Annotated in this window: 13 protein-coding genes; 5 read left to right on the top strand and 8 right to left on the bottom strand. The window is 71.3% G+C overall.

Going from position 1 to position 13,463, the window contains the following annotated elements:
- Positions 1–181 precede the first annotated feature (181 nt).
- From VFE82_RS07380 to glp, 5 genes are all read left to right on the top strand, one after another.
- Positions 182–943: an SDR family oxidoreductase gene (locus VFE82_RS07380; RefSeq protein WP_324999608.1), complete on the top strand. Its 762-nt coding sequence runs from the start codon at positions 182–184 to the stop codon at positions 941–943.
- Positions 944–947: 4 nt separating this feature from the next.
- Positions 948–1,493 (top strand): hemerythrin domain-containing protein, encoded by a 546-nt coding sequence (locus tag VFE82_RS07375; RefSeq protein WP_324999607.1) that lies wholly within the window; start codon positions 948–950, stop codon positions 1,491–1,493.
- Positions 1,494–1,568: 75 nt separating this feature from the next.
- Positions 1,569–2,684, top strand: coding sequence for a GTP 3',8-cyclase MoaA (gene moaA, locus VFE82_RS07370; RefSeq protein ID WP_324999606.1), 1,116 nt, complete (start codon positions 1,569–1,571; stop codon positions 2,682–2,684).
- Between the two features lie 3 nt (positions 2,685–2,687).
- Complete coding sequence (mobA, locus tag VFE82_RS07365; RefSeq protein ID WP_324999605.1) at positions 2,688–3,296, top strand: molybdenum cofactor guanylyltransferase MobA; 609 nt, start codon at positions 2,688–2,690, stop codon at positions 3,294–3,296.
- Positions 3,293–4,585, top strand: a complete 1,293-nt coding sequence (glp, locus tag VFE82_RS07360; protein ID WP_324999604.1) for a gephyrin-like molybdotransferase Glp — start codon at positions 3,293–3,295, stop codon at positions 4,583–4,585. The genes mobA and glp overlap by 4 nt, the downstream gene beginning before the upstream one ends.
- A gap of 78 nt (positions 4,586–4,663) precedes the next feature.
- Here glp and VFE82_RS07355 read toward each other — a convergent pair whose 3' ends face one another.
- The 8 genes from VFE82_RS07355 to VFE82_RS07320 form a co-directional block, all read right to left on the bottom strand.
- A complete protein-coding gene (locus tag VFE82_RS07355; protein ID WP_324999603.1) occupies positions 4,664–5,671 on the bottom strand; it encodes a c-type cytochrome in 1,008 nt (335 codons plus the stop codon).
- Entirely contained in the window at positions 5,668–7,431 is a 1,764-nt protein-coding gene (locus VFE82_RS07350; RefSeq protein WP_324999602.1) for a GMC family oxidoreductase, read from the bottom strand. Before VFE82_RS07350 ends, VFE82_RS07355 begins: the two co-directional genes overlap by 4 nt.
- Positions 7,431–8,189, bottom strand: a complete 759-nt coding sequence (locus tag VFE82_RS07345) for a gluconate 2-dehydrogenase subunit 3 family protein (protein WP_324999601.1) — start codon at positions 8,187–8,189, stop codon at positions 7,431–7,433. Before VFE82_RS07345 ends, VFE82_RS07350 begins: the two co-directional genes overlap by 1 nt.
- Before the next feature lie 72 nt (positions 8,190–8,261).
- Positions 8,262–8,663 carry a hypothetical protein gene (locus VFE82_RS07340; RefSeq protein ID WP_324999600.1) on the bottom strand — a complete coding sequence of 134 codons (402 nt, stop codon included), beginning with the start codon at positions 8,661–8,663 and terminating at the stop codon, positions 8,262–8,264.
- Positions 8,660–9,652: a formate dehydrogenase subunit gamma gene (locus tag VFE82_RS07335; protein ID WP_324999599.1), complete on the bottom strand. Its 993-nt coding sequence runs from the start codon at positions 9,650–9,652 to the stop codon at positions 8,660–8,662. Before VFE82_RS07335 ends, VFE82_RS07340 begins: the two co-directional genes overlap by 4 nt.
- Complete coding sequence (locus VFE82_RS07330; RefSeq protein ID WP_324999598.1) at positions 9,649–9,882, bottom strand: hypothetical protein; 234 nt, start codon at positions 9,880–9,882, stop codon at positions 9,649–9,651. The genes VFE82_RS07335 and VFE82_RS07330 overlap by 4 nt, the downstream gene beginning before the upstream one ends.
- Positions 9,879–10,559 carry a formate dehydrogenase FDH3 subunit beta gene (gene fdh3B, locus VFE82_RS07325; protein WP_324999597.1) on the bottom strand — a complete coding sequence of 227 codons (681 nt, stop codon included), beginning with the start codon at positions 10,557–10,559 and terminating at the stop codon, positions 9,879–9,881. Before fdh3B ends, VFE82_RS07330 begins: the two co-directional genes overlap by 4 nt.
- 13 nt (positions 10,560–10,572) lie before the next feature.
- On the bottom strand, positions 10,573–13,455 hold the full coding sequence (locus tag VFE82_RS07320) for a molybdopterin-dependent oxidoreductase (protein ID WP_414708730.1): 2,883 nt from the start codon (positions 13,453–13,455) through the stop codon (positions 10,573–10,575).
- Positions 13,456–13,463 lie beyond the last annotated feature (8 nt).

Raw genomic sequence — 13,463 nt, 5'->3', positions numbered from 1 at the left:
CGGCTCGGGGGATCATAGGCGGGGCCACCGCGATGGCGAACCTTCCGCCCGCGCGCGTGTTGCGCCGGAACCGCAGCCGCGCCGCAACAGGCCCCGTGCCGCGCGCCGGAGGCCGTCCGTCGGATCGCTCTGCCGACGGCCGGTAGACTGGCTGCTTCCCATCGAACGAAGGAGACACCCCATGCGCGTCCAGGACAAGTCCGTCATCGTCACCGGCGCCGGCCAGGGCATCGGCGAAGGCATCGCCAGGCGCCTCGCGCAGGAAGGCGCCCAGGTCATCGTCAACGACATTGATGCCACGCTCGGCGAGAAGGTCACGGCCGCGATCCGCGATGCCGGCGGCCGCGCCTCCTTCTTCCGTGCCGACGTGACCCGCTCGGCCGACATGCAGGCGCTGGTGCAGGCGGCCGTCGACCGCCACGGCCGGCTGGACGTCATGGTCAACAACGCCGGCTGGACGCACCGCAACCGCCCGGCGCTCGAGGTGAGCGAGGAGGAGTTCGATCGCGTCTACGCCATCAACGTCAAGAGCATCTACCTCGCGACCATCCACGCGGTCCCGGCGTTCCGCGCGGGTGGCGGCGGCAGCTTCATCAACATCGCGTCCACCGCCGGGGTGCGGCCGCGCCCGGGCCTGACCTGGTACAACGGCTCGAAAGGCGCGGTCATCACCACCAGCAAGTCGCTGGCGGCCGAGCTCGGGCCCGACAACATCCGGGTCAACTGCATCAACCCGGTGTTCAATCCGGCGACGGGACTGTCGGCCGAGTTCGCGGGCGGCCCGCTGGACGACGCACGCAAGGCGAAGTTCCTGGCGACCATCCCGCTGGGTCGCTTCTCGACCGCGCTCGACGTCGCCAACGCCGCCCTCTACCTGGCCAGCGACGAGGCCGCCTTCGTCTCGGGCGTGTGCATCGAGGTCGACGGCGCGCGCTGCGTCTGAGGCCATGCCCGCGTCGTCGCCGAACCAGCTCACTGCCGCGCCTGCCGCCGGCTTCGAGCAGCCGTTCGAGATGCTGGGCGCCTGCCACGAGCGCGTCGCCCGGATGCTCGACCTGCTGGCCCGGCTGCAGGCGCACGTGGCCCGGCACGGCGCGGACGAGCAGGCCCGGCAGGCGGCGCGGGACGTGATGCGGTACTTCGACCTGGCCGCCCCGCAGCACCACCTGGACGAGGAGCGCCACGTGCTCCCCGCCCTCGAAGCCGCCGGTGACCCGGCGCTGGCCCTGCTGGCGGCGCGGCTGCGGTCCGACCATCGGCGCATGGAGGACGGCTGGATGCGGGTGCGACAGGTGCTGTCCGGCCTGGCCGAGGGCACCACGGCTGCGCTGGACCCAGCGCAGCAGGCGGCGCTGGAAGCGTTCGCGGCATTGCACGCCGACCACCTGGCAGCCGAGGACGGCACGGCCTTCCCCGCCGCCGCGCGGCGCCTGGATGCCGCCGCGCACCAGGCCATGTCGGCCGACATGCGACAGCGGCGCGGCGTGCGCTGAGCCGATGGCCCTGCCGCGGCGCGGCCAAACGGCCGTCCGGATCGGGCCGCCGGCCATGCAGGCAAAATCACGTCCATGGCCGAGCGTGTCATTCCCCTCGTCGACCAGCGCCTCGCCGCGCTGTCGGCACGCCTGCCCGCGGTGCCGGTGCCTGCCACGGGCCGGCTGCAGGATGCGCTCGCCCGCCCCCTGCGCGATCTGCGCATCAGCGTCACCGATCGCTGCAACTTCCGCTGCAGCTACTGCATGCCCAAGGAAGTCTTCACCAAGGACTATCCCTACCTGCCGCACGCGGAACTGCTCTCGTTCGAGGAGATCACCCGGCTGGCGCGCCAGTTCGTGGCGCACGGCGTGCGCAAGATCCGCCTGACCGGCGGCGAGCCGCTGCTGCGCAAGAACATCGAGGTGCTGGTCGAGCAGCTCGCGCAGCTGCGCACGGTCGACGGCGACCCGGTGGAACTCGCCCTGACCACCAACGGGTCGCTGCTGGCCCGTAAGGCCCGCGCGCTGAAGGCCGCCGGGTTGCGGCGCGTGACGGTCAGCCTGGACGGGCTGGACGACGCGGTCTTCCGCCGCATGAACGACGTCGATTTCCCGGTGGCCGAGGTGCTGGCCGGCATCGACGCCGCCCGCGAAGCCGGCCTCGGGCCGGTCAAGGTCAACATGGTGGTCAAGCGCGGCACCAACGAACACGAGATCGTGCCGATGGCGCGCCACTTCCGCGGCACCGGCATCGTGCTGCGCTTCATCGAGTACATGGACGTGGGCGCCACCAACGGCTGGCGCATGGACGAAGTCGTGCCGTCGGCCGAAGTGGTGCAGCGCCTGCACGGGCAGTTCCCGCTCACCGCCCTGGAGCCGGCCGCCCCCGGCGAGACCGCGGAGCGCTGGGCCTACGACGACGGGGCTGGCGAGATCGGCGCGATCAGCAGCGTGACGCAGGCGTTCTGCGGTACCTGCAACCGCGCGCGCCTGTCCACCGAGGGCCGGCTGTACCTGTGCCTGTTCGCGAGCAATGGCCATGACCTGCGTTCGCTGCTGCGCGGTGGCGCCAGCGATGCGGACCTGGCCTCGGCCATCGGGCACATCTGGCAGGGCCGCGCCGACCGCTATTCCGAACTGCGCGGCCGGCTCGCGCCCGACCAGGGCGCCGGGCCACGCCGCGTCGAGATGAGCTACATCGGAGGCTGAGCCATGGGGCAAGACGACATCACCGGCGTGATCCTCGCCGGCGGCCGGGGCAGCCGCATGGGCGGGGTCGACAAGGGCCTGCAGAACTTCAATGGCGTGCCGCTCGCCGTCCACGCGCTGCTGCGGCTGCAGCCGCAGGTGGGTGACGTGATGGTCAATGCCAATCGCAACCTCGCCGCCTACGAGTCGTTCGGCGTGCCCGTGTGGCCCGATGCGCTGGCCGACTACGCGGGCCCGCTCGCCGGCTTCCTCACCGGGTTGGAGCGCTGCGAGACGACCTGGCTCGTCACGGTGCCGTGCGACACCCCGCTGTTCCCGACCGATCTGGTGGAACGCCTGCTCGCGGCGGCCCAGGCCCAGGACGCCGAGATCGCGATGGCCAGCGCGCCCGAACAGGACGGCCAGTTGCGCCCGCAGCCGGTGTTCTGCCTGCTGCGCCGGGACCTGCTCGAGAGCCTGGTGCGCTTCACGCATGGCGGTGGCCGCAAGATCGACGCCTGGACGGCGCAGCACCGCACGGTCGACGTCCCGTTCGACGCACCGGGCGACGATCCCCGCGCCTTCTTCAACGCCAACACGCTGGCCGAGCTGCGTGCACTGGAGCAGCGGTGAAGTCGCTCGACCAGATCGCCGCCGAGTTGCAGGGCTACGACCCGCAGGCGCTTGCGGCCACCTCAGTCCAGGCGTTCCTGGAGCGGCTGGTCGCGCCGGTCACCGGGACCGAGCAGGTGCCGGTGGCGGCCGCGCTCGGCCGGGTGCTGGCGCAGGACATCGTCTCGCCCTTCAGCGTTCCGCCGCACGACAACTCGGCCATGGACGGCTACGCCTTCGACGGCGAGCAGCTTGCCACCGGCACGCCGCTGCGCCTCGCGGTGGTCGGCACGGCTTTGGCGGGGCGGGCCTGGCAGGGCCGGGTCGGCCCCGGCGAATGCGTGAAGATCATGACCGGCGCCATCATGCCGGCCGGCCTCGACACGGTGGTGCCGCAGGAGTTCACCCGCTCGGTGGACGGCTCGGCCATCGAGGTTCCGGCGGGCCTGCTGCGGGCCGGCGACAACCGCCGGCTGGCCGGCGAGGACCTGATGGCCGGGCGCCCTGCCCTGCTGCAGGGCGAACGGCTCGGTCCCGCCGCCTGCGGCCTGCTGGCCAGCCTGGGGCTGCCCACCGTGCCGGTGCTGCGCCGCGTGCGGGTGGCCTACTTCTCCACCGGCGACGAGATCCTCAGCGTCGGCGAGCCGCCGCGCGAAGGCGCAGTCTACGACAGCAACCGCTACACCGTGGCGGGCCTGCTGGCCCGGCTCGGCTGCGAGCTGGTCGACCTCGGCGTGGTGCGCGACCAGCCCGAACTGCTGGAGCAGGCGTTCCGGTCCGCCGCAGGGCAGGCCGACGCCATCATCACCAGCGGCGGCGTGAGCGTGGGCGAGGCCGACTTCACCAAGGCCATGATGAAGCAGCTGGGCGACGTGGCCTTCTGGAAGATCGCGATGCGGCCGGGACGCCCGATGGCCGTGGGCCGCATCGCCGAAGCCGCGCCGGGCCGCGCGCCCGCGGTGCTGTTCGGATTGCCCGGCAACCCGGTCGCCGTGATGGTGACCTTCCTGGCCTTCGTGCGCCCCGCGCTGCTGCGCATGATGGGCTGCCGCGACACCGCGCCGCCCCCGCTGCTGCGCGCGCGCAGCCAGGAGGCGATGCGCAAGAAGCCTGGCCGCACCGAATACCAGCGCGGCATCGTCAGCGCCGCGCCGGACGGCGGCCTGCAGGTGCGCACCACCGGCAACCAGGGCTCGGGCGTGCTCAGCTCGATGGTGCAGGCCAACGGACTGATCGTGCTGCACCACGCGCAGGCCAACGTGGCCCCCGGCGACGAGGTGGACGTGATGATGTTCGACGGCGCGATCTGATCGCGCGGGCTCGCCGCGCCGCCGCGCGCCGGCCGCCTTCCCTCTTCCGCTCCTCGTCCTCGTTCCTCGCTTCCCACCCTAGCGCGCCGACGCAGGTGCCTGCGGGGCACCCGCGCCTTGCGGCGTCTGCTGCGGATTGGTGGCGCCGCCGCCCGCACCCTGCGCCTGGGCGCCACCCGTGAGTGCACCCTGTTCGGTGCCGACCCCCTGCGTCGGCGCGGTGGCGCCCGCCGGCCCCGACTGCACCGCCTGGCGCCCGGCGGGCAGCGGCCCGGCCGCCGCTTGCGCGTTGCGGGGCGACGGCGGCGGCAGGCTGCTGTAGTAGGCGACCAGCGTGCGCACCTCCTCGTCGGTGAGCGCCTTGGCGATCAGCGGCATCTGCCCGCTGGGATCGTTGTTGCGGTCGCCGCCCTTCCACTCCGCGAGGGCCGCGGTGAGGTAGCCGGCATGCTGGCCGGCCAGGTAGGGATTGAAGGCCGCGTCGCCGACACCCTGCGGCCCGTGGCAGTTGGCGCAGGCCTGCAGCTGCCGCCCGTCGTCGCCGCGCGCCGCGAGCACCGGCTCGCGCGGTGGCGCGGCGGGCCCCGTGGCCGCGGGCTGGGTGCTCCGGCTGGCATAGAACGCCGCCGACTGCTGGCGCTGCACGTCGCTCATGGCAGCGGCGATCGGCTGCATGACGGGATTCTTGCGGCTCCCGTTGGCATAGCTCTCCAGCTGGTGCACCAGGTACAGCTTGCCCTGCCCGGCCAGCCGCGGGAAGTTCGCCTGCGCGTTGCCTTCGCCGCTCGGCCCGTGGCAGCTGACGCAGGCGGTGACGGCACCGCCACCGCCCTGCGCGGCGATCTGTCCGCCGGCCTGCACCTCCTGCTCGGTCCAGCCCGACGCGAGGGCCACGCGCTCGGGCACCAGCGGCGGCACGGCGGCCGCGGAGGCCGCCGAAGCCGGGGCGGAGGCTGCGCTGGCCGGCGCGGCGGCGCCGGCCGGCGGTGCAGTTCCTCCCGGCGCATCGCCGCCGCGGTTGCAGCCGGTCAGCGCGAGCAACAGGCCTGCCGCTGCGGCCAGGCAGGTGGTGCCCGCGGCGCTCATGCCAGCAACCCGGGTTGCTTGAGGTAGCGCCCGACGATCGCGTCGGCAGCCCAGTAGGCCAGCGCACCCACGGTGCCCGTCGGGTTGTACGACGCGTTCTGCGGGAAGTTGGACGCGCCGATCACGAACACGTTGGGCACGTCCCAGCTTTGCAGGTAGCGGTTGACGACGCTCGTGGACGGGTCGGTCCCCATGATGGTGCCGCCCGTGTTGTGGGTGCTCTGGTACTGGGTGATCGTGTAGGGTCCCTTGCGCGGTCCGCCGGCCACCTGGCGCCCGCCCATCGCGCGCGCGATCTCGGCGGCACGGTCGGTCACGTAGGCCGACATCTTCAGGTCGTTCTCCGGGAAGTCGAACGTCATGCGCAGCAGCGGCAGTCCCCAGGCGTCCTTGTAGGTGGGATCCAGGTCAAGGTAGTTCTGCGGCACCGCCACCGAACTGCCATGCACGTTGACGCTGCTGGTGTGGTTGTAGTGCCGCGCCACCGCCTTCTTCCAGGCAGAGCCCCACGACGGTGTGCCGGGCGGGGTCGGATGGAACTCGATCGGGCGGCCGTGCGTCATCACCTCGCCGATGTAGCCGCCGCCGAGGAAGCCGAGCGGTCCGTGGTCGAAGTTGTCGCTGACGAAGTCGGCCATCACCGTGCCGCAGGCACCCGATCGCATGAAGGGATTGATGTTGACCTTCTCGTCGAAGAACACCTGCACGCCGCTGGTGGTCTGGTAGGCGTAGTTGCGCCCGACCACGCCCTTGCCGCTGGCCGGGTCGTACGGCTGCCCGATGCCCGACAGTAGCAGCAGCCGCACGTTGTTGAGGGCGAACATGCCGACGATGAACAGGCTCGCCGGTTGCTCGAACTCGCGGCCCTGGGCGTCGGCATAGGTCACGCTCACCGCGCGCTTCCTGTCCTTGTCCAGGTTCACCCGCAGCACCTGGCACTGCGTGCGCAACTGGAACCTGGGGTCCTTCAGCAGCACCGGCAGCAAGGTGGTCTGGGGCGACGACTTGGCGTAGTGCTCGCAGCCGTAGCGCTCGCAGAAGCCGCAGAACATGCAGCTGCGCAACTGCACGCCTTCGGGGTTGGTGTAGTTGCGGCTGAGGTTGGACGACGGCTGGGTGAACGGGTGGTAGCCCAGGTTGGCAGCCGCCTTGCGGAACAGCGCCGAGCCGTACGGCTCCTTCTGCGGCGGCGTGGGGTACTCGCGCGAGCGCGAATCCTCGAACGGGTTGCCGCCTTCGATCTTGCGGCCCTGCAGGTGCCCGGCCTTGCCGCTGGTGCCCAGCAGGTACTCGAAGCGGTCGAACGAGGGCTCCAGGTCCGCCGCGGTGACGCCCCAGTCCTGGATCGACAGGCCGGCCAGCATCTTCTCGCCGTAACGCTGCACGGTCTGGCTGCGCATGCGCAGGTCGCTGTCCTGGAACCGGTAGGTCTGGCCGTTCCAGTGCACCATCGCGCCGCCCAGCCCGGTGCCGGGCAGGAAGCTTTCCCAGCGGCGGATCGGCAGCGCCGTCTCGCTGCCCTTGTTGCGGAAGGTCACCGTCTCGCGCGCGGTGTCCTGCATCAGGCCCTTGCGGATCGAGTAGCGCAGCTCGTCGTGCATCTGCGGCCCCTGGAAGTCGGGCACCGTCGAGCGCGGCTGCCCGCGCTCCAGGCCGACCACCTTGAGGCCGGCCTTGGTCAGCTCGCGGCCCAGCATGCTGCCCACCAGGCCCACGCCGAGCACGACCGCGTCGACGGGAGGAAGTCGGGTCGCGGCCATCAGCGCGTCCCCTGCCGGCGCGGCGCGGCCGCGGGTGCCATCGCGGGCATCTCGTGCACGTGGCCGGCGCCGTCCTGGGCCAGGCTGCGCGGCGGCACGTCGAACGCGATGCCGTGCTGGTCGACCAGGTCGTAGTAATTGCCGTAAGCCCCGGGGAAGCCGATCATGGCCCAGGAGCGCCCGTCCCGGTTCCCGCCATACGCAGGGTCGCTGAAGTAGCCCTCGACGGTCAGGGCCAGCAGCGACTCGAAGAACGACTTGGACGGCACGCCTTCCAGGTCCTGGCCGCCGTTCTGCAGCCGCGTGAGCCAGGCGTCCTGCTGCTCGCCGGGCAGCTTCTCGAACGGCGTGGCGCCCTGCCCCTGCTGCGAGAGGGCGCGCAGCGCATTGCGGAACAGCTCGGCCGGCGTGAACGGCAGCTGGTAGCCCTGGCTCGGCGATCCCGCCTGCCAGGGCCCGCTGCGGTACAGGCGCTCGCCCGCGCCCCAGGCTCCTGCCAGCTGCCGGTCGATGTAGTTCACCACCCCGGCCTCGCGCGCACCCGGCCCGAGCTCGTCCGGCGGGATCAGCCGGTCCACCGCGGCCTCCATGAAGGCAGCCTCCGGCGCCGAGAAGAACAGGTAGGGCGCGCTGGCGGCCTGGCCACCCCCGTGCGGCTGCTGTGGCGCCTGGCCGCTGCCTGGCGTTCCGACGGCAGGCAGGGCGGCGGCGGCCGCCGTGCCGGCCTTGAGAAAGATTCGGCGCGAGAGAGGTTGCATGTGGACCCTTGGAGCGAAGGCTGCGAAGCGGCAATCCGCGTGCCGGCGCGGCCGTCCGGGCCCTGGGCCGCGCTACTGCTGCGGTGCCTTCGTCGGCGAGTCCGCGCGCACGCCGGGCGGCTGCACGTTGCGGCCGGTCTTCACGTCCTCGCTGGGCGCCGCCGTGCCGGCCTTCTCGCTGCGCACCGGCATCGGGGGCGCCGCCGGCGGGTTGTTGCCGGCTTGCGGCGGCATGCCCCCGATCGACGTGCCGCCGGTGTTGCCCTCCGCACCCTGCGGGATGCCGGGCGTGCCGGCCGGTGCCCCATCGGCGGCCTTCGGCGCGGGGCTCGCCGCCATCACCTCGCCACTGGTGCGCCCGCCCGCCGCGACATGGCCCGGCGCTCTGGTCTGCCGGACGTCGCCCAGGGCTCCGCCCTGCTGGTTGCAGCCGACCAGCAAGGCAAGCACGGTGGTGAAGGCGGCGGCCTTCATTCGCGCACCTTCTCGTACCAGAGGCTGTGGTGGGTGCGCGCCCAGTTCTCGTCCACCGTGCCGTGGCGCATCGCGTGGTAGGCGCCCGGCGTCCCCACCGTGCCGAGGTAGATGTGCCCCATCGCGGCGGCGATGTAGAGGGTGGCGCCGGCGATGTGCAGGTAGTTGGCCAGCTGCAGCAGGTAGCGCGTCTGGCCGAACACGACGAAGTCCAGCACCAGGCCGGTGGCCGACATCAGCAGTCCCAGCAGCACCACGCCGCCCCAGAACCAGGCCTTCTCGCCAGCGTTGAAGTAGCCGGCGGGCGGATGCCCCTGGCCGAACAGCCCGCCGCCCGAGCGCAGCCAGGCCCAGTCGGAGCGGTCGAAGAAGTTGTCCCGCAGGAAGGTGAGGAACATCACCACCGAGCTGGCGATGAAGAAGGGCCCGACCACGTTGTGCACGTACTTGGAGACGATGGCCAGCCACGAGAATGCGTCGTGGCCGATCAGCGGCAGCAGTGTCTTCTTGCCGAACAGGATCAGCACGCCCGTCAGGGCGAGCAGCAGGAAGCTGATGGCGGTCGTCCAGTGGACGATGCGCTGCGTGCGGTTGAACCGCAGCATCGGCCGGCCGCTGGGCGGTGGCGCCTCGGCGGGGCCCACCAGCCGCCACAGCAGCAGGATCGCCAGCATGGCGGCCAGCAGGATCGCGCCGGAGGCCAGGCCCAGCGGTCCGTTGCGGATGTTGCGCCACGTGTTCCCGCCGCGCTGCAGGATCAGGTCGGACTCCGATTCGCGGCCGATCGGCACGATCCAGTGGCGGTCGCGGTGATTGCGGCCCGACTGCATCGACGTCCAGCCCGGCTCGGGGGAGTCCTTCTCGATCTGCAGGATGGTCTGTTCCTCGGCATACGCCGGCGAGGCATCCTCGTTCGGCACGGCGGCCGTGGCGGCCAGGGTGGCGGCCCCCAGCAGCAGCAGCATCGACAGGCGGCGCAAGGCGCTCATGGCGGACCTCCCTTCTCGGGCGTGCGGCGGTATTCGTCCTGGCGGCGGTTGCGGTCGGCGATCGCCGCGTACCAGGCCAGCCGGTCGCCAGCGAACCGGGCCTGCTGGGGCAGGTTGTCGCGCTTGCCGTCGTACTGGCCCTGGTGCCAGCCCGGGTGCTGCTCGACCTCCAGGCAGCCGCCCAGCGCGAACGACGCGCACAGCAGGGACACGGCGACGGCGGCCCTCATGTCGGCAGCTTCCCCGGCTGGTTCTGCGAGGCGCCCGGCACCTGGTTGGGCCGCGGACCGTCGCCGGGCGTGGCGATCTGCCCGCGCTTGCCCGGGTTGTAGGCGATGTCCCAGCCCCAGAGCTTCGGCCCGTAGCCACGGGTCTCGACGCGGTGCCGGTAGATGTCCGCGATGATGTTGGCGTCGCCGCCCAGCAGCGCCTTGGTGCCGCACTGCTCGGCGCAGGCGGGCAGCTTGCCCTCGGCGAGCCGGTTGCGCCCGTACTTGCGGAACTCCTGCGGCGAGGTGTCCGGCTCGGGCCCGCCCGCGCAGAAGGTGCACTTGTCCATCTTGCCGCGGTGGCTGAACAGGCCAGTCTCGGGGAACTGCGGCGCGCCGAACGGGCACGCATAGAAGCAGTAGCCGCAGCCGATGCACTGGTCCTTGGAATGCAGCACCACGCCGTCGGCCGTGTGATAGAAGCAGTCGACCGGGCACACCGCCATGCAGGGCGCGTCGGTGCAGTGCATGCAGGCCACCGAGATCGACGCCTCGCCCGGCTCGCCGTCGCGCACGGTCACCACACGGCGCCGGTTCACGCCCCAGGGCGTCTCGTGCTCGTTCTTGCACGCGGTGACGCAGCCCATGCAGTCGATGCAGCGCTCGGTGTCGCAGATGAATTTCATGCGCGCGGGCATGGCGATCTCCCTTTCAACCCATTCCGGTGAAACGCACGAGCCTGCACAGGGAGACCTTGGTCTCCTGCATCATGGTCACCACGTCGTAGCCGTAGGTCCAGCCGGTGTTCACGGCCTCGCCCAGCACGATCGGCGCGGCTCCCTTGGGGTAGTTCGCGCGCAGGTCCTCGCCCATCCACCAGCCACCGAAGTGGTAGGGCATCCAGACCAGGCCCTGCGGCACGCGCGGCGTGACGAAGGCCTTGATCCGCAGCCTGGCGCCGGCTGGCGTCTCGACCCAGACCTCCTGGCCGGTCTGGACGGGCAACTGGCTCGCGTCGAACGGGTTGATCTCCACGAACATGGCCTGCTGCAGCTCGGCCAGCCATGGGTTGGAGCGGGTCTCGTCGCCGCCGCCCTCGTACTCGACCAGCCGGCCCGAGGTCATGATCAGCGGGAAGTCGCGCGAGAAATCGACCTGCTGCACCGATTTGTAGAGCGTGGGCAGGCGCCAGAAGTTCTTCTTGTCGTCGTACGTCGGGAAGCGCGCCACCAGGTCGCGCCGCGGCGACGCCAGCGGCTCCCGGTGCACCGGCACCGGGTCCGGGAAGTTCCAGACGTGGGCCCGCGCCCGGGCGTTGCCGTAGGGGGCGCAGCCGTGCGCGATCACCACGCGGATGATCCCGCCGGACAGGTCGGTCTTCCAGTTCTTGCCTTCGGCCTGCGCCTGCTCCTGCGGGGTGAGCTCGCCCCACCAGCCGAGCTTCTTGAGCAGCACGTGGTCGAACTCGGGATAGCCGATGTCCAGGTCGCTGTCCCGCGTGGTGCTGCCGTCGGCCGCCAGCAGGCTCACGCCGTCGTGCTCGACACCCCAGTTGGCGCGGAACGGCATCCCGCCGCGCGCCACCGGCTTGGACAGGTCGTACAGGATCGGGGTGCCCGGATGCTTCAGCTCGGGGGCTCCCCAGCAGGGCCAGGGCAAGCCGTAGTAGTCGCCCTTGCACGGCCCCGACTCGGCCAGCAGCGTCGTGGGATTGAACGTGCCCTTGTGCTGCATGTGCAGCTTGAGCCGCTCGGGCGAGCAGCCCGTGTAGCCGATGGTCCAGCACGACCGGTTGATCTCGCGCAGGATGTCCTCGATCACCGGCTCGTCGCGCACCACCTTGATGTTCTTGCACAGCTGCTCGGCGAAGCCGAACTTGCGCGCGAACTGGTACATGATCTCGTGGTCGGTCTTGCACTCGAACAGCGGCTGGATCACCCGCTCGCGCCACTGGATGCTGCGGTTGGACGCGGTGCAGCTGCCCTGCGTCTCGAACTGCGTGGTGGACGGCAGCAGGTAGACGCCGTCCTTGCGCCCGTGCATCGCGGCCGTCATGGTCGGATACGGGTCAATCACCACCAGCAGGTCCAGCTTCTGCATGGCCAGCTTCATGTCCGGCAGCCGCGTCTGGCTGTTCGGGGCGTGGCCCCAGTAGACCACCGCGCGCAGGTTGTTCGGCTGGTCGACATACTCGGGCCGCTCCAGCACGGCATCGAACCAGCGCGAGACCGTGGTGCCGGGCTTCTCCATCAGCTCCTTGGAGCCGAAGCGCGAGGCCAGCCAGTCGTACTCGACGCCCCACACCGCCGCGAAATGCTTCCAGGCGCCCTCGGCGATGCCGTAGTAGCCGGGCAGCGAATCGGGGTTGGGCCCGACGTCGGTGGCGCCCTGCACGTTGTCGTGTCCGCGGTAGATGTTGGCCCCGCCGCCCGCGATGCCGATGTTGCCCAGCACCAGCTGCAGGATGGACAGCGCGCGCACGTTGGCCGTGCCCACGTGGTGCTGGGTGATGCCCATGCACCAGACCACCGATGACGGCTTGTTCTTCGCCAGCATCTCGGCGGCCAGGCGCACCGACTCCTCGGGCACGCCGGTCACCTCGCTGACCACCGGTGGCGGCCACTTGGCCACTTCGGCGCGCACCTGGTCCATGCCGTAGGTGCGCGCCGCGATGAACTCGCGGTCCTCCCAGCCGTTCTCGAAGATGTGCCACAACACGCCCCAGGTGAAGGCGATGTCGGTGCCGGGGCGGATCCGCACGTAGTGGTGCGCGAAGCGGGCCGTGCGGGTGAAGCGCGGGTCGACCACGATCATCTTGGCCCCGAGCTCCTTGGCGTGCAGGAAGTGCAGCATGGAGATCGGGTGCGCCTCGGCCGGGTTGGACCCGATGAACAGCACGGCCTTGCTGAAATGCAGGTCGTTGAACGAGTTCGTCATCGCGCCGTAGCCGAACGTCTGCGCGACGCCGGCCACGGTGGTCGAGTGGCAGATGCGGGCCTGGTGGTCGCAGTTGTTCGAGCCCCACATCGAGACGAACTTGCGCAGCAGGTAAGCCTGCTCGTTGTTGTGCTTGCTCGAGCCGATCCAGAAGATCGAATCGGGCCCGGCCTTCTGCCGCAGCTCGAGCAGGCGGTCGCCCACCTCGTTGATCGCCTGCTGCCAGGTGATGCGGCGGTACTCGCCATCCACCAGCTTCATCGGATAGCGCAGACGGTGCTCGCCGTGCCCATGCTCGCGCACCGAGGCGCCCTTGGCGCAGTGCGCCCCCATGTTGATGGGCGAGTCGAAGGCGGCGTCCTGTCGCACCCACACGCCGTTCTCCACGACCGCCTCCACCGAGCAGCCGACCGAACAATGGCTGCAGACGGTGTGCCGGACCTCCCGCTCGGGGGCCGCGGCAGCGGGCTGCTGCGCCTGGGCGCGCTGGATCACGGGACCGGCGCCCGCGCCGAGCAGCGCGGCGGCGCCGGCCAGCCCGCTCTGGCGGAAGAACGCCCGCCGGCTGCTGCCCGGCTGCGCGGCCCGTCCGCGCCGCAGGCTGCTGCGCTGCGCCGGCAGGTCGGCTGCCGGGGCGATCTTGCGAAGCAAGGTCACGGCCGGTT

Origin of the sequence: Ramlibacter sp. (assembly GCF_035655895.1) — a bacterium.
Classification (GTDB): domain Bacteria; phylum Pseudomonadota; class Gammaproteobacteria; order Burkholderiales; family Burkholderiaceae_C; genus Ramlibacter.
Note: the sequence above shows the minus strand (reverse complement) of the source record. Positions and strands in the feature narration are given on the sequence as shown.